Origin of the sequence: Devosia submarina, from assembly GCF_003056345.1 — a bacterium.
Taxonomy (GTDB): Bacteria; Pseudomonadota; Alphaproteobacteria; order Rhizobiales; family Devosiaceae; genus Devosia; species Devosia submarina.
This window is the reverse complement of the sequence record NZ_PYWB01000014.1, coordinates 48,192-63,940: the sequence shown is the minus strand read 5'-3', so window position 1 is coordinate 63,940 and position 15,749 is coordinate 48,192. Positions and strand designations below refer to the sequence as shown.

At 60.1% G+C, this 15,749-nt stretch carries 19 protein-coding genes; 13 read left to right on the top strand and 6 right to left on the bottom strand.

The window, feature by feature from the left end:
• Positions 1–50: 50 nt before the first annotated feature.
• On the bottom strand, positions 51–1,196 hold the full coding sequence (locus DDE77_RS17915; protein WP_210204430.1) for a pyridoxal phosphate-dependent aminotransferase: 1,146 nt from the start codon (positions 1,194–1,196) through the stop codon (positions 51–53).
• 152 nt (positions 1,197–1,348) lie between these two features.
• On the opposite strand from DDE77_RS17915, the gene DDE77_RS17910 reads away from it, so the two are divergent.
• The 5 genes from DDE77_RS17910 (at position 1,349) to aat (ending at position 5,315) form a co-directional block, all read left to right on the top strand.
• Positions 1,349–2,215, top strand: a complete 867-nt coding sequence (locus DDE77_RS17910; RefSeq protein WP_108398850.1) for a DsbA family protein — start codon at positions 1,349–1,351, stop codon at positions 2,213–2,215.
• Between the two features lie 81 nt (positions 2,216–2,296).
• A complete protein-coding gene (aroQ, locus tag DDE77_RS17905; protein ID WP_108398863.1) occupies positions 2,297–2,734 on the top strand; it encodes a type II 3-dehydroquinate dehydratase in 438 nt (145 codons plus the stop codon).
• A 34-nt stretch (positions 2,735–2,768) separates the two neighbouring features.
• Entirely contained in the window at positions 2,769–3,263 is a 495-nt protein-coding gene (gene accB, locus DDE77_RS17900; protein ID WP_108398849.1) for an acetyl-CoA carboxylase biotin carboxyl carrier protein, read from the top strand.
• Positions 3,264–3,274: 11 nt separating this feature from the next.
• Positions 3,275–4,621: an acetyl-CoA carboxylase biotin carboxylase subunit gene (gene accC, locus DDE77_RS17895; protein WP_108398848.1), complete on the top strand. Its 1,347-nt coding sequence runs from the start codon at positions 3,275–3,277 to the stop codon at positions 4,619–4,621.
• Positions 4,622–4,667: 46 nt separating this feature from the next.
• Entirely contained in the window at positions 4,668–5,315 is a 648-nt protein-coding gene (gene aat, locus DDE77_RS17890) for a leucyl/phenylalanyl-tRNA--protein transferase (protein WP_108398847.1), read from the top strand.
• Here aat and DDE77_RS17885 read toward each other — a convergent pair.
• Positions 5,299–5,796, bottom strand: coding sequence for a GyrI-like domain-containing protein (locus DDE77_RS17885; protein WP_157959934.1), 498 nt, complete (start codon positions 5,794–5,796; stop codon positions 5,299–5,301). The genes aat and DDE77_RS17885 overlap by 17 nt on opposite strands.
• Positions 5,797–5,974: 178 nt before the next feature.
• Between DDE77_RS17885 and DDE77_RS19600 the strand changes: the two genes are divergently transcribed.
• From DDE77_RS19600 to DDE77_RS17845, 8 genes are all read left to right on the top strand, one after another.
• Entirely contained in the window at positions 5,975–6,127 is a 153-nt protein-coding gene (locus DDE77_RS19600) for a hypothetical protein (protein WP_157959933.1), read from the top strand.
• A 186-nt stretch (positions 6,128–6,313) separates the two neighbouring features.
• Positions 6,314–6,463: a DUF1127 domain-containing protein gene (locus DDE77_RS17875; protein WP_074797262.1), complete on the top strand. Its 150-nt coding sequence runs from the start codon at positions 6,314–6,316 to the stop codon at positions 6,461–6,463.
• A gap of 197 nt (positions 6,464–6,660) precedes the next feature.
• Complete coding sequence (locus DDE77_RS17870) at positions 6,661–7,221, top strand: type 1 glutamine amidotransferase domain-containing protein (RefSeq protein WP_108398844.1); 561 nt, start codon at positions 6,661–6,663, stop codon at positions 7,219–7,221.
• Positions 7,222–7,265: 44 nt separating this feature from the next.
• The gene (gene trmFO, locus DDE77_RS17865) at positions 7,266–8,645 is read left to right on the top strand and encodes a methylenetetrahydrofolate--tRNA-(uracil(54)-C(5))-methyltransferase (FADH(2)-oxidizing) TrmFO (protein ID WP_108398843.1); all 1,380 of its coding nucleotides are present in this window, start codon (positions 7,266–7,268) and stop codon (positions 8,643–8,645) included.
• The gene (locus tag DDE77_RS17860; RefSeq protein ID WP_108398842.1) at positions 8,642–9,085 is read left to right on the top strand and encodes a thioesterase domain-containing protein; all 444 of its coding nucleotides are present in this window, start codon (positions 8,642–8,644) and stop codon (positions 9,083–9,085) included. Before trmFO ends, DDE77_RS17860 begins: the two co-directional genes overlap by 4 nt.
• Before the next feature lie 139 nt (positions 9,086–9,224).
• The gene (locus DDE77_RS17855; protein WP_157959932.1) at positions 9,225–9,533 is read left to right on the top strand and encodes a hypothetical protein; all 309 of its coding nucleotides are present in this window, start codon (positions 9,225–9,227) and stop codon (positions 9,531–9,533) included.
• 92 nt (positions 9,534–9,625) lie between these two features.
• Entirely contained in the window at positions 9,626–10,087 is a 462-nt protein-coding gene (locus DDE77_RS17850) for a hypothetical protein (protein ID WP_157959931.1), read from the top strand.
• 321 nt (positions 10,088–10,408) lie between these two features.
• Positions 10,409–11,200 (top strand): phytanoyl-CoA dioxygenase family protein, encoded by a 792-nt coding sequence (locus DDE77_RS17845; protein ID WP_108398839.1) that lies wholly within the window; start codon positions 10,409–10,411, stop codon positions 11,198–11,200.
• Positions 11,201–11,236: 36 nt separating this feature from the next.
• Here the strand turns inward: DDE77_RS17845 and DDE77_RS17840 are convergent, their stop codons facing one another.
• The 4 genes from DDE77_RS17840 to yajC all read right to left on the bottom strand — a co-directional run bounded on the left by DDE77_RS17840 (position 11,237) and on the right by yajC (position 15,650).
• The gene (locus tag DDE77_RS17840; protein ID WP_108398838.1) at positions 11,237–12,082 is read right to left on the bottom strand and encodes a phytoene/squalene synthase family protein; all 846 of its coding nucleotides are present in this window, start codon (positions 12,080–12,082) and stop codon (positions 11,237–11,239) included.
• Entirely contained in the window at positions 12,082–12,483 is a 402-nt protein-coding gene (locus tag DDE77_RS17835) for an Mth938-like domain-containing protein (RefSeq protein ID WP_108398837.1), read from the bottom strand. The genes DDE77_RS17840 and DDE77_RS17835 overlap by 1 nt, the downstream gene beginning before the upstream one ends.
• Before the next feature lie 199 nt (positions 12,484–12,682).
• Complete coding sequence (gene secD, locus DDE77_RS17830; RefSeq protein WP_108398836.1) at positions 12,683–15,232, bottom strand: protein translocase subunit SecD; 2,550 nt, start codon at positions 15,230–15,232, stop codon at positions 12,683–12,685.
• A 64-nt stretch (positions 15,233–15,296) separates the two neighbouring features.
• On the bottom strand, positions 15,297–15,650 hold the full coding sequence (gene yajC, locus DDE77_RS17825) for a preprotein translocase subunit YajC (RefSeq protein ID WP_108398835.1): 354 nt from the start codon (positions 15,648–15,650) through the stop codon (positions 15,297–15,299).
• Between the last annotated feature and the right edge of the window lie 99 nt (positions 15,651–15,749).

The following is a 15,749-nucleotide window of genomic DNA, read 5'->3' as shown; positions in this document are numbered from 1 at the left end:
CAAAAAGGCGGTCTTCGGACCGCCTTTTCTTTTGCGCTTTGCGCCGCTTGTCACTTGAGAAAGGCGCGCATCCGCTCCAGGGCGATCTCCATCGTTTCGGCCTTGCCGGCATAGGAGAAACGGACGTAACGATTGCCCCCTGCCCGGTCGAAGTCGATGCCCGGAGTTGCCGCAACGCCTGCTTCTTCAAGCAAGCGTTCGCAAAAGCTCATGGAGTCGTTGGAAAAGCTGCTGATATCGGCATAGGCATAAAAGGCGCCATCCGAAGGGCTGCCGGTCTGGAAACCGATCTGCCTTAGACCATCATCCAGCAAGGCGCGATTGGCCGCGTAGCCGGCCTTTTGCTGCTCGGAATAGTCGCGTTCGCTAAGCGCCACCGTGGCGGCAATCTGGCTCAGGGTCGGCGCTGAAATGAACAGGTTTTGCTGCAGGATTTCGGCACGCCGCACCAGATGATCGGGCAATACCATCCAGCCCACACGCCAGCCTGTCATGCAGTAATATTTCGAGAAGCTGTTGATGACGATGGCATTGGACGTCAGCTCCAGTGCGCTGACCGATGGGCCACGATAGTCAAGTCCGTGATAGATCTCGTCGGAGATGAGCTGCACCCCGAGTTGGTTGCATGTGGCGACGATGTCGGCCAATTGCGCACGGTCTACTGCAGCGCCGGTGGGATTGGCGGGGCTGGCAAAGAGCAGGCCATCAAATGGGGTTTGCTCATGCGCCGCGGCGATATCGGCGCCGGTGAGCTTCCAGCCATTTTCCGGAAACAGAGGAATCTCCGTGACAGCAAAGCCCAGGCCCAGCAAGGTGTTAACATAGGCGGGGTAACCGGGCCGGGTGATCGCGATGCGGGCGCCGGGCTGGAACGCCGTGTGGAAGGCAATGATGAAGCCAGCGGACGAGCCCATGGTCGTTACGATGTTGTCGGGGTCCACAGCAGCGTTGTGCTGGTGAGCGTAGTAGGTCGCAAGGCCCTCGCGCAGTTCGGGCAAGCCCTTGGCGTTGGTATAGCCCTGCGCCTGCGGAAGGGCCTGCCGCACAGCCTCAAGAACCCGTGGCGCAGGGGGCGAGCCGGGCTCGCCCACTTCAAGGTGGCATACGGTGCGGCCGCCGGCCTCGATCGCCTTGGCTCGTTTAAGAATTTCCATGGCATGGAACGGCATCAAGCCGTCGGCAGGCAAATTGGACATAGCGCTTCCTCTTGAACCTCCTGACCTAGCGAGTTCGGGCTGGGCGCTCAACCACAATTGATTGCGGCTTTAGCCTTGCGTTTTTCTCTGGCTGCCAAACTTGCGCAAGCTCTGCTAAAGAGTGCGCAAACTATTTGCTGGAGCCTTGATCGATGTCCCGCGTAACACTTGCCCTTGTTGGACTAGCCGGCATTCTTGCCGGGGGATTAGGTTACGCCACCGTCGACAGGCCCGCACCAGGGCTCGACAATGCTAGCGTGCAAGCCATGATCGACCAGGCAATCTCTGATTATGATGCCAAGCTCGCCGCAGCTGCTCCGCCCGCAACGACTGTTGCCGAGATCGATCCGGAACAACTTAATCCGCTGATCGAATCTTATTTAATGGGCGACCCTAAGATCCTGCAGCGCATGTCCATTGCTCTCGATAGCACCTTGCAGGCCGAGGAACGCTCAGCCGCGAGCACGGCCATTGCGTCGATGCGGGACAAGATCTTCAACGATCCCAGGCAAGTCGTCCTTGGCAATCCTGAAGGCGATGTCACGCTTGTCGAGTTCTTCGATTACAATTGCGGCTATTGCCGCACTGCCCTGCCCGACATGGCGTCACTTCTGGCGGAAGATCCAAACCTGCGAGTGGTGCTCAAGGAATTTCCGATCCTTTCCAACGAATCAATAGACGCTGCTCGCGTGGCTGTTCTGGTTGGCGAAGCTGATGTCGATTACTGGAGCTTCCATGAGGCGCTGTTCACCAGCCGGGGCCAGGTGGATAAGGCTGCCGCGCTGAAGGCGGCGGCCGATCTGGGGCTGAGCCCCGTCAGCCTTGAGCTGGAGATGGGGACAGAGGCTGTTGCCCAATCGATCCAGTCGTCATACGAGATCGCTCGGGCTCTCAACATCACCGGAACGCCCACTTACATCATCGGCAACGAGATCATACCCGGCGCCATTGGGGTTGATGAGCTGCGTGCACGCATTGCCAATATGCGGGCGTGCGGCGAAACGGAATGCGAGGGCTGAGCCGCAGATTTTGCCTTTTTGGTGCATTTCGTATAACCCGGCTTGCGCCTGTCCAAGCGACAGGTGCACAAGGCAGAGATCATGGCGAAGCGCATTCTAGTCCTCAATGGTCCGAACCTGAACATGCTGGGCACCAGAGAGCCCGGTATATACGGCGCCCATACGCTTGGCGATGTGCAGGCCCTTTGCGAGACAACGGGCCAGGAGCTTGGGCTTTCGATCGATTTCCGCCAGTCCAACCATGAAGGGGAGCTAGTGACCTGGATTCAGGAGGCGCAATCAAGCGCCGACGCCATACTGATCAATCCGGCTGCTTATTCCCATACTTCTGTCGCCATTCACGACGCGCTCAAGGCCGTCGGCCTGCCCGTGGCGGAAGTGCACCTTTCAAATATCCATCAACGTGAACCGTTTCGGCACCATTCCTATGTCTCGGCCGTTGCAGTTGGTGTCATTTGCGGCTTTGGCATTGCAGGGTATAGATTGTCCCTGATGGCCCTTGCCGAGAAGCTTTCATAACGAACAACGCGTAGCGCGCGGGAGACCAATAAGAATGACGAAGTCATCGCAAGTGGACCAGGACCTGATCAGGGCCATCGCCGAACTGCTCAACAAGGAAAATCTCGCCGAGATCGAAATCGAGCAAGAGGATTTCCGGGTTCGCGTAACGCGCTCCTATCCCAGCGAGAACGTTTCCTACGCGGCTGCACCACAATACATCCAGGCCCCGCAGCATGCGGCTCCCGCTTCCATTGCTCCGGCTGGCTCCGTGCCTGCTGCAGCCGCAGCGAGCCCAGAGGATCTGGCAAGCAATCCCGGAACGCTCACCTCGCCGATGGTGGGCACGGCTTATCGCTCGCCCGAACCGGGCAAGCCCGCCTTTGTTGAAGTCGGCACCAAGGTCAGCGAGGGCCAGACCGTGCTGATCATCGAGGCCATGAAGACGATGAACCAGATCCCGGCCCATCGTTCGGGCACGATCACCCGCATTCTTGTCCAGGATGCCCAGCCGGTGGAATACGGCGAGCCGCTCGTCGTCATCGAGTAAGGGGGAACTTCATGTTCCAGAAGGTCCTGATCGCCAATCGCGGCGAAATCGCTTTGCGCATCCTGCGCGCCTGCAAAGAGCTTGGCATTCAAACTGTTGCCGTGCACTCGACGGCCGACGCCAACGCCATGCATGTGCGGCTAGCCGATGAGAGCGTCTGCATTGGCCCGCCCTCGGCCAAGGACAGCTATCTCAACATCCCGTCGATCATGGCGGCGTGCGAAATCACCGGCGCCGATGCAGTGCATCCAGGCTATGGGTTTCTGTCCGAGAATGCCCGGTTTGCAAAGATTCTGACCGAGCACAAGATCACCTTTATCGGGCCTTCCTCGCATCATATCGAGATCATGGGCGACAAGATCACGGCTAAGAAAACGGCCGTGGAGCTTGGTATTCCGGTGGTTCCGGGTTCGGCTGGAGCCGTTGAAACGGAACAAGAAGCGCTGAGCACGGCGCGGCAAATCGGCTATCCCGTCCTTATCAAGGCAACGGCTGGCGGCGGTGGCCGCGGCATGAAGGTTGCCCAGAGCGAAGACGATGTGTTGGTGGCGTGGTCCACCGCGCGCTCGGAAGCCAAGGCTGCGTTCGGCAATGATTCCGTCTACATGGAAAAGTATTTGGGCAAGCCGCGCCACATCGAGGTGCAGGTGCTCGGGGATGGACAGGGCAATGCCGTGCATCTGGGTGTACGCGACTGCTCGCTGCAGCGGCGTCACCAGAAGGTTTGGGAAGAAGCTGGCGGGCCGACCATCAAGCCGGAAGAGCGCGACAGGATCGGTGAGATCTGCGCCGCGGCCATGCGCAAGCTCAGCTATTCGGGCGCTGGAACCATCGAGTTTCTTTATGAAAACGGCGAGTTCTACTTCATCGAGATGAACACGCGCCTACAGGTGGAGCATCCCGTTACGGAGCGCATTACGGGCGTGGACATCGTTTACGAGCAGATCCGTGTCGCGTCGGGCGAAAAGCTCTCCATGCAGCAGTCCGATGTGAGCTTTTATGGTCATGCCATTGAAGTGCGCATCAATGCCGAGGATCCGCAAAGTTTTGCGCCGTCGCCGGGCACGATCACTTTCTACCATCCTGCCGGTGGTGTTGGGGTGCGCGTCGACTCAGCGGTCTACCAAGGCTACAAAATCCCCCCGTACTACGACTCGCTGATTGGCAAGTTGATCGTCTATGGGCGCACACGCGACGAATGCCTGCAGCGTTTGCGCCGGGCGATCGATGAGTTCGTGGTCGACGGTATCAAGACGACCTTGCCATTGTTCCAACGCCTGATCCGCGAGCCTGACATCCTGGCAGGCAATTACGATATTCACTGGCTTGAGAAATACCTGGCCGAGAACAAGGTTTGATCCGGAAGGGGCGCACTGCGCCCCTTTTGCTTCAGTAAGTTTCAGCATGGCAAAGCGCAGCCCCTTTGACGTCGACATCACGCCCGAACTTATTGTCCGGGCTTATCGCGCGGGCATTTTTCCGATGGCCGAGGATGCCCAGGACGAAGATTTGTTCTGGGTTAGCCCGGAAATGCGTGGAGTTATCCCCCTTGACGCATTTCGCCTGTCCACGAGCCTCAGAAAGGCCATCCGAAAATCCCCTTTCACCATAAAGGTCGACACCGACTTCGAGGCCATTATCGAGGGTTGCGCGACAGTGGGCCAGGACAGGAATTCGACCTGGATCAATCGTACCATCCGCTCCGTGTATGGGGAATTGTTCCGGCGGGGTGTGGCCCATACGGTTGAGGTCTGGGACGGACCCGATCTCGTCGGCGGCCTTTATGGTTTGGCGATCGGCGGTGCGTTCTTTGGAGAATCCATGTTTCACAGGCGTTCGAATGCCAGCAAGATGGCCATGGCACATCTTGTGGAGCGGCTCAATGCCGGCGGGTTCACCCTGCTCGACACTCAATTTGTCACCGACCATCTGGCTTCGCTCGGGGGGATAGAAATTCCGCGCGCCCTTTATGAAGAGCGGCTTGCCGAGGCTCTCGAGGTGGACGGAGACTGGCGGGCCTGGGACAGAATGCAGCTTAGTCCTTCAGCTTGAAGGCCAGGTGCGTCACCCATTTTTCCATGTCAGGCTCATCGTCCGGGTCGGTTTCGTAGATTTCCAGCCGGCAGGCGAAATGATCGCCGTCGGGTAATTCTTCCATATCCAGAGGAGTTTGCGTCTGGTGGGTCCAGCCGATCAGCAAGCCCGTGACCGGTTCAAGTTTGTCGGGGTGGCCATGCCAGGTGAGGCCAACAAAGCGACCTGCAGGCAAGGTACCGAACCTCACTGCGCCTGTCTCCTGTCCCTGATGGGAGACGGGAATTCCGGCTTCAACGTCAAGGGTTTCGGCCATGTTGATGCGGCGGTAGTTGTAGAACGGGGCGCCGATCGGGGTGATGCCTTGTTGCTCAAGAGTCTGGAACAGTAGCGGAAAGCCTTGTTCGGCGGGCTTCTGCATCTCGTTCATGCGGACGGTGAAGGTGACGAAAGCGTAGGATTGTTCTTCTCGATCAAAGACTTGCGGCAAAGTCAGCATGCGGTGAATCCTCCTTGTGCAAGGCATAGGACGCTTGAAGCATGCCACAACAGACACAACAATCACGTGAAATTAGCCATGCAGCAAGCGCATGATGCTCGTGTGCTTGGTGGAATGGCGAAGCGCTTGGCATTGGCTCATGGTGCGTTTCATCCTTTATCCGTGTGGAGAAAAGCCGATGTTTGTGCGTGCAGTATGGCGTGTGAAGCGCCTCGTTGATATCCGCCAAACCTTGCGAGAGATGGATGTCCCTTCGACCAAAGAGGCGGATTTCCTGGGGATTTCTGGTCCCGACTTCAAGAAAATGACCCAGTCCCTGTTTGACCGGTAGAACCAGTGCGCTTGAGCCGCGCCGAAGCCATAGGTTTGGCCAAGGCTTGCCATCTTCCTGAATCAGAGATGAACACGACTAGTTAAAGCCCCGCACTGATTGCATGGCTAGTTTGACCAAAGACCATCTGCTCATCTTTGTGGCCCTGCCCTAAATATGAACTCGTAAACAAGCAGGAGAGACCAAATGGACATCCGTAAAACCTTCAAGAAGTGGGCTGCGTACCAGCAAACCGTTCGTGAGCTTGCCGCTCTGGACAATCGCCAGCTCAACGATTTGGGCATTTCGCGCACCGACATCAATCGCATCGCGCGCGACCATGCTGCTGGCCTCTAAGTTATACTTCGCCAGCAATTCGGAATACGCAGACCGAACACCCGCTTCTCTTTGAGATGCGGGTGTTTTGCTTTTGGCGCCTGCTGACACCGCTTGTGTCACCGCTGGGTGCTTCGCGTTAACAGACTGTTACCGTTGAGGGCTGGAACTGGCCCGACTCCGCCTTCGTTGGTCACAACAGATCAAAGGAGTCAAACATGTCAAAACTATCAGGGAAATCCATCGCTATCGTCGCAACGAACGGCTTCGAGCAATCAGAGCTGGAGGTGCCGCTCAACACCTTGCGCGAGGCCGGTGCAGATGTGCATGTGGTCTCGCTTGAAGCCGGCGAGATCAAAGGTTGGGACAAGGACGATTGGGGCAGCAGTGTTCCGGTCGACAAAACCATCGATCAGGTTTCGGCGGACAGCTATGACGCGATCGTGTTGCCGGGCGGGCAGATCAATCCGGACCTGTTGCGGGTCGAGCCCAAAGTGCTCGAGTTGATCAAGGCGTTCTGGACCCAAAAGAAGGTGGTGGCTGCGGTTTGCCATGCGCCATGGCTGCTGATCGAAACGGGGATCCTTATGGATCGCCGCGTTACGTCTTACAACTCAATCAAGACGGATGTGATAAATGCGGGCGGCAAATGGGAAGACAGCCCGGTTGTTTCGGACCAGGGGCTGGTGACCAGCCGCAAGCCGGACGATCTGCCGGCATTCTGTGACAAGATCATCGAAGAAGTGCTGGAGGGGCTGCACCAGAAGCGCGCAGCCTAAAGGATTGCATTGCCTCTGCATGGCGGGCTTGGTATCTGCCCGTCATGCGAAATCCCATACATATTATTGGCGGGGGCCTGGCCGGCTCCGAAGCTGCCTGGCAGGCGGCCGAGGCTGGCGCCCAAGTCATTCTCCACGAAATGCGTCCAGTACGCGCAACCGATGCGCACCAGACCGATAGCCTGGCGGAGCTCGTGTGCTCCAACAGCTTCCGCTCGGACGATCATGAGCAAAATGCCGTTGGACTGCTGCACGAAGAAATGCGGCGCTGCGGTTCGCTGATCATGCGGGCGGCCGACCAGCACAAGCTGCCGGCTGGCGGTGCGCTGGCGGTGGATCGCCACGGCTTTTCGGCCGAAGTGACCCGCGCCATCGAGAACCACCCGAATATTTCGATCATGCGCGAGGAAGTCCCCGGTTTGCCGCCGCCGGAATGGGACAATGTGATCATTGCCACGGGGCCACTGACCTCCCCTGCCCTTGCCGAAGCAATCCTGCAGGTAACGGGCGAGGATGCGCTGGCGTTCTTTGATGCGATCGCGCCGATCGTTCACCGCGACAGCATCAACATGGACATTGTCTGGGCGCAGTCGCGCTATGACAAGGCCGGCCCTGGCGGTACGGGCGCGGACTACCTCAACTGCCCCATGGACAAGGACCAGTACATGGCCTTCGTGGAGGCGCTGAAGACCGCGCCGCTGCATGAGTTCAAGGACTGGGAAAAGGTGCCGTATTTTGACGGCTGCCTGCCCATCGAGGTGATGGCGGAGCGCGGTGTGGAAACGCTGCGCCATGGGCCGATGAAGCCGGTGGGGCTAACCAATCCGCGCAACCCAACCGTCAAGCCCTATGCCATTGTGCAGCTGCGGCAGGACAATGCACTGGGGACACTCTGGAACATGGTCGGGTTCCAGACCAAGATGCGCTACGGCATCCAGGCGGAAATCTTCCGCATGATCCCCGGCCTGGAGAACGCGCAGTTTGCACGGCTTGGCGGCTTGCACCGGAATACGTTCCTCAACTCGCCCAAGGTGCTGGGGCCAGATCTCAGGCTCAAGGCCGATCCGCGGATCCGTTTTGCCGGCCAGGTGACGGGTGTGGAAGGCTATGTGGAAAGTGCTGCCATCGGGCTGATCACCGGGCGCCTCGCGGCAGCGGACGCAAGGGGTGAACCGATGCCGACGCCGCCGATCACGACGGCTCTGGGTGCGCTGGTGGCGCATATCACTGGCGGGCACATCGAAGCCGAGGGATACAGCGGGGCGCGGAGCTTCCAGCCGATGAACGTCAATTTCGGGCTGTTCCCAGAAGTCAGCGTTGTAAAGCCCGAAGGGGTGGGCCGCTGGCGGGGCAATGACAAGACCATAGCCAAGCGCAGGGCGATCACCGGACGGGCGCTGGAGGATCTCCAGGCCTGGGCATGACAGCAGCCGAGCTCGAAACTTTCTTGCACGACCATATTCCGCTGTCGCGGGCCATGGCCGTGCGGGTGGCGAGCGTTGCGGGGAATCGCGTGGCGCTGGAGGCGCCGCTTGCGCCCAACATCAATCATCACCAGACGGTTTTTGGCGGCAGCGCGGCGTCGGTGGCGACGCTGGCCGCCTGGTCACTGCTGCATGTGCGGCTCGTAAGCTCGGGCGTGCCGAGCCGGCTGGTTATTCAGCGCAGTACTATGGACTATCTGCTGCCCATGGCCGGGGATTTCACGGCAATCGCTTCGTTTGAAGACGCTCCAGCTTGGGACGCGTTTATGCGCATGCTGACGCGGCGCGGCCGCGGGCGGATCAAACTGGGCGCCGTGCTGGAATGCGCGGGACAACGTGCTGGTGTGTTTGAAGGTGAATTCGTGGCTTTCGCTGAATAGCAAGCTATTCTGCGATTTACCTTTAGCGTTTAGATTAACGCCCGGAAATCCTTGGTGTTTCCAGCAATCGCGGTTGTTATCCACAAATAAGATCAGAACGTACCCCTAGATCGTTCTAGCAAGTTTTGTGGAGGACCGTATGGCTTTACTTGCCACAACTGAAACTATGCCGGCTGACGGCGAAAATCAACATAGCAAACCAGAGTTCAAGGACCCAATCGGAGAAACGGCTCCGCTGGTGCAGCGTCTGTCCGCACATCGAGACCTTGTCTACATGGCGATCATGGCGCTCGAGAGCGAGAAGTTCGAGCTCCAGGCGAGGCGCGATTTTCTACGTCAGCAATTGGAAGCCGTTGACCGAGGCTTTGCCGTTCATATTGAGGACATCGAAGCAACGCTTCGCATGTATGAGGCCGGGCTCCATTCGCTTGGGCCGACGGACAAATAGCTTTTCCCACTGATCGGTTGGCCTGATCGCCAGGGCCTTGGGCAGCGACGCCCGGTCCGGGCGATGGCGGCCGTGCGAGCAGGAGCGACGGCATGTTGAGACTATTTGTTTCGCTTGGATTGGCTGCCATGCTGGTCGGGTGCTCCAGCAATAATGCGGGCACAAACACGCTGCAATATTCGCCCGAGGCGCGCGATTATCCCTATGGCTACCAAATAGAGGCCGCGCGCGTGGTGCAGGAGCGCGACGCCGATCCGGGCTTTGTGCGCGTTTCCCGGCCCATGACGACGCTGGGCGAGACGGTGTTTTCGCCAAGGCGCTGGTTTGTTTGCGTGAGGGGCATTCCGGCTCCGGCGCCACCGAGCGGGTTCTTCGCAGCCATGGCGCAGGCTTTCAGGGCCTGGTTCGGGCCCAAGGACCCGAGCGGGATTGTTTATGACGTAGTATTGTTCTTTTCGGGGGAGCAGGAGGTTTCACTCAGGGACGGGTTTGACCTGCCGCTGTGTCGGGGGTTGGAGTTCGAGTTCATAACTGCGGAGCCGCCTGGGGTTTGATGGAGGCTTGGCGCTGGGGGTGCGTGTCTGGGGAACGGGGCACGACCTCGTGGTTCGACAGGCTCACCATGAGGTCTACTGCTAATGTCGTGCCGGACCTTGAGGGAGCTTGGCGGCATGGCTTGCTCGTTCGACCGGTTTGCTCCCGAGAGCACTCCAGACAGGTTGGTGCTTGCGCCTTCCTGTCTCCTCCGCTAGCTTTTCGGGCATGATGTTTATGTCGGTTTTCTTTCCGCTCGTCTGAACGACCCCGGTCGTTGCGGCACTGGGTGCCGCTCAGATTGAACACTCCGCCTGCAGGCGGATGAGTGGAGATTTTCTATGTCAGATGTTGTTTCACCGGGCCTGAGCACGGCTCAGGTTGAGGATTTCATTGAGTGCGGCTTTGTGCGGCTGGAGGGTGCCTTTGGTGCCGATCTTGCCCACCGCGGCCGCGATGAGCTCTGGAAGGCGATGGGACTTTCGCCCGATGCGCCGGAAGGCTGGATAAGGCCTGTTGTGCGGGTGCCGTTCATGTCGGGGCCCGTCTTTGTGGAGGCGGCCAATACGCCTCGGCTTCATGGTGCCTATGATGCCCTGGTGGGTGAAGGACGATGGGTTGCGCCACAGGGGCTTGGCTCCTTTCCCGTGCGGTTCCCGTCGGCGGACGATCCGGGCGATGCGGGTTGGCATGTGGACATGAGCTTCGGGACGGACAATCCCGACTTCATGCAGTGGCGGATCAATGTCCAAAGCCGCGGACGCGCGCTGCTCATGCTGTTTCTGTTCTCCGATGTAGGGCCGGAAGATACACCGACGCGGCTGCGGGAAGGCTCGCATGCTGTGATTGCGCGCGAACTCCTGCCACATGGGGAGGCCGGGCTGACGCTGGGGCAATTGGCGGCGGATGGCTTTGCCTCGACGGCGCACTGCCCGGAAGTGCTGGCGACAGGGCCTGCGGGGACGGTGTACCTATGCCATCCATTTGTGGTGCATGCGGCGCAGCCGCATCGGGGACAGAAGCCGCGCTTCATGGCGCAGCCGCCATTGCTGCGGGTAGGTGAGTTCGACCCTGCCCTGCCACCTTCACCTGTGCAGATAGCAATAAGGCGAGCATGCGGGTTGCATTTCTAGGCAATCAGGTCGGAGCCTAAGGCTACGACCATTTTTTTAGCGATTGCGCAGGGTCCACCAAGACAGGCGGGCGATTTTTTGCCAGTCGGGGGTGTTCGGGAGTGGCTCGTAAGGTGAGCTGGCGCGACTGACAAGGGCGGTGAGCTGGGGGCGCAGGATCGCAAGAGGGGCGAAGGCGGGTTTGAGGGGGCCGGGCAGGAGCTTGATGGCGGCCTTGGCCTTGCGGAGGTGCTCGGCGGCGAGTTCGGTGATCTGGCTCAGGGCTTCGTGAAGGCCTTCACTGTCGGTCTGGCTAAAAATTTCACCTTCTTGGACGCCGTTCGCTTCAAAAATCGACCATGGCAGCATGATCCGGCCTTGGGCCGAGACATAGCCGAAGGCGCGGAGATGGCCGATCATGGCGTGGGCGACGCCCAGATGGCCGGCGGCGTCGCCGGTCTCCACTATTTGGCCGTCGTTGAGGATCATCGCCGCGAGCTGGTAGAGGGTTGAGGCTGTTTCGCCCGCATAGCCTTCAAAGGTCTGCAGGTCCGGCATGGGATCGTCGTAGAGATCGAAGCGGCGGGCGCCGATCAGGCGCAGCAGCGTACCGCTCGGCAGATTGTAGCGTTCAATGGTTTGCAGCAGCGCATCGGCAACGGGGTTTTGCCGGATAGCGCCGTGTTCCTGCCCATTAAGGGCATCGCTCCACCATTGGAGGCGCACTTCGCCGGGTGCCGGATTGCTGATGCGATCGCGAATGGCGGCAACATCGGCATTAAAGGCATAAAGCGCGGTAACGGCGTCCCGGTGCTGCGGAGGCAGGATCAGGGTAGACAGGTACCGGTCGTGGTCCCCTGCCCGCAGCGCTTCGGCGGCGTGCGCAAAACTTTCGGCGGGCATCAGCGCACACTTTCCACCGCGAGCAGCGCTGCGGCGACAGCGCGTTCCTCGGCGAGAAGGACATTGTAGGTGCGCACGGCTCCGCCAGTGCTGACGGCTTCCACGATGATCTTGCGTGCGCGGAGGGCTTCGCGCAGCGGACGGGGAAAGGCTGCAATGTCAGGACCAAGGCCGATCAGGAGGACATCGATCTGATCGGCGGCGGCAAAGACGCGCTTGAGGGATTCAGCTGTTATGTCGGGGGGTGACGCGGCAGGCCAGGCGTGCATGCCGGTGGGCAGGCAGAGGAGCGAGCCACGATGGGACATGCCGGCGAAGCGAAAGCCGCCCTTGCCATAGGCGTCAATGCCGACCTGTTGGGGGTAGTAGCCGGATTGGTTGACGTCGCGCGGTTTGTCCATGATGTGGCGGGAACGTCCTTTTGGCGGCGTTGTTCCGGAACTTCACCTTGCGTCCTGGTGAGAAGGGGCAAGGTGAAGGTTGTTGCTGTTAGAGCCAGCTCTGCCCGGGGTTAAACGCCCGAACACCTCAGGATGGACCCCGGCTCAGGGCCGGGGTGACATCGTGGGTGGGAGAGCTTTCAGCGCAGCCCTGGGTTTATCAGACCGAAGCGCCGTCGGCAGTTTTGGCAGCGGGTACGTTTTCGGTATCGGAGCGGGCCTTGAGACCGAAATTGATCAGGATCGGGCCGTTGACGATGATGGACGAATACATGCCCACCAGCGAGCCGAAGGTCATGGCGATGGTGAAGGAGCGGATCACTTCGCCGCCGAAGAGGACCAGCGGAATCAGCGCGAGGAACACGGTGAACTGCGTCAGGGACGTGCGCACAATGGTCTGGTTGATCGACAGGTCGATCAGTTCCGGCAGTGGCATCTTTCGGTGCTTGCGCAGGTTTTCGCGGACGCGGTCGGAGACCACGACGGTTTCGTTGAGCGAGAGGCCCACGAGGGTCAGAACCGCGGCGATGGAGGTCAAATTGAACTCCAGCCCGGTGATACTGAACAGCCCGATGGTCATGATGATATCATGCGTGGTGGTGGTGATCGCGGCCATGGCGAACTGCCACTCGAAACGGAACCAGATGTAGATCAGGATCGCAACCAGCGCAACGATGACGGCGATCGTGCCCTTCCAGGCGAGCTCACCCGATACCGTGCCGCTGACGGCCTCGGTGCTGCGAATGGTGTAGTTTTCGCTCGCGAGCGCGTCGCGAACCTTGGCGACGGCGGCCTGGTCGGCATCCTGCCCACCCTCCTGCGCCTGGACACGGACGAGCACGTCCTGTGGCGTGCCGAAGCCCTGGACCTGCACTTCACCCAGATCAAGCCCGCTGAGCGTTTCGCGCAATTCGCCCACATCGGCCGGGCCGCCTTCATGCTGGAGCACGATGGCCGTGCCGCCAACGAAGTCGATGCCAAGGTTGAAGCCTTTGAAGTAGGCGGAGCCGATGGAGAGTAGGCTCGCGACGATCGAGAAGGCGATCACATAGCGCGAGATCTTCATGAACGGAATGCGCGTGCCGTCCGGGATGAAGCGGAAGTGCTGGATCTTGAGGATCTTGGGGCGCTTGGCGCGATACCACATGCCCACGAAATAGAGCGTGACCGTGTAGGAGGTGAAGAGCGAGGTAAGAATGCCGAGCGCCAGGGTGACGGCGAAGCCCTGCACGGGACCGGAGCCCAGGAAATACAGGACGATGGCCGCGATGAGCTGGGTCAGGTGCGAGTCAACAATGGTGGACCAGGCGCGCGAGAAGCCAGCATTGATCGCCTGAAGTGGCGACTTGCCGGCCTTCTGCTCTTCGCGCATGCGCTCATAGATGAGGACGTTGGCGTCGACGGCCATGCCGATGGTGAGCACGATGCCAGCGATACCCGGAAGGGTCAGCGTTGCCCCGAGCATGGAGAGAGCGCCAAAGATCAGGATGATGTTGAGCACCAGCGAGATGTTGGCGAACACGCCCCAAAGGCCATAGGCGATGACCATGAAGGAGATCACCAGCACCGAGGCAACAACACCGGCCGTGAGGCCATGTTGGATGGAATCGGCGCCGAGGCTCGCGTCCACGGTGCGCTCCTCGACGATGTCGAGGCTGGCGGGCAAGGCGCCGGCGCGCAGCAGGACTGCAAGGTCGTTGGCCGTGGCGGTGGTGAAGCTGCCGCTGATCTGGCCCGTGCCGCCGGTGATCGGCTGCTGGATCACAGGTGCGGTGATGACCTGGTTGTCGAGCACGATGGCGAAGCGCTGGCCGACATTGGCGGAGGTGATCTGGCCGAAGGTAACGGCGCCACGGGTGTCGAGGCGGAAGCTCACGACGGGCATGGCGCGCTGCTGATCGTAGCTTGGCTGCGCATCGACCAGCGACTCGCCGCCCAGGGCGACGTCTTCATAAAGCAGCTCTTCACCGCCATCCTGCGAAGGCAGAACCATCGTGCCGGCGGGCAGGCCCTGGGCCTGCGCCTGCTGGGCGCTCATGCCGGGATAGACCATGTGGAAGGTCAGGCGGGCGGTTTGCGAAATGATGTTTTTCAGGCGCGTGGAATCGCCGAAGCCAGGCACCTGGACCAGGATGCGATTGGTGCCCTGGCGCTGGATGGAGGGCTCGGTGGTGCCGAGTTCGTCGATACGGTTGCGAATGACCTCGATGGACTGGGACACGAGCGCCGATGTGCGCTGCTCCACGCCTTCGGGCGTGAGCGTTACGGTGAGCTTGCCATCGGGGGTTTCGCCAAAAGCCAGTTCGTTGACGCCGCCGACGGCGATCAGGGAATTGGTGATGGTGTTTTGCAGCGCCTGCAGGGCGGTGACCGCAGCCTGCTTCTGCGCGGGATCGGTGAGCTCGATCGTCAGCGAATTGGTCGCTGGATCGGTAGTGATCAGATTGCCAATGCCGTTTTCATTGGCGAGCTTGTTGCGCACATCGCGGCGCAGGCTCTGCAGGCGCTCCGATACAATGCCCTGCTCGTTAACCTGCAAGAGCAGGTGTGAACCGCCCTGCAAGTCCAGACCTAGCACCACTGTCTGCTTGGGCAAAAAGCTTGGCCAGGCATCGCGCACGTCCTGCGGCAGGAAGCTGGGGACGGCAAAAAGCACGCCCAGGAGAGCAACAAAGGCGATGATGGCGGTGCGGATCGGCGAGAACTGCATTGGTGAAAACGTCCTGAACGGAAAAACCGGAGCCCGTGGGCTCCGGCGATGTGTGGATGCTGCCTCAGGCAGGCTTGTTGTCGTTGACCGGCTCGGATTTGGAGCGGACATCGGCGACCATGCCGCGCACCAGCTTGACCTTCACGCCTTGCGCGATTTCGACTTCGAGGTCTTCGCCGTCAACGGCCTTGGTGACCTTGCCAACAATGCCGCCGGTGGTGACCACGGTGTCGCCGCGGCGGATGGCTGCGAGCATCGCCTGCTGTGCCTTGAGGCGCTTCTGCTGCGGACGGAAAATCAGCAGCCAGAAGATGATCACCAGCAAAAGGATCGGCATGAGCTGGACGAAAATATCGGTCATACCGCCGCCGGTGGCGGGCGCGCCGGCTGCCTGAGCAAAAGCGGGCGTTACAAACATGAGGCGAGTTCCTTGCTTCTTCTTGGTTTGTGAGGGGACCGCGCCAGACCTGCTGCAAGCACCACGGCTACTGGACGCATATGGGGCTCGCTGCACTTG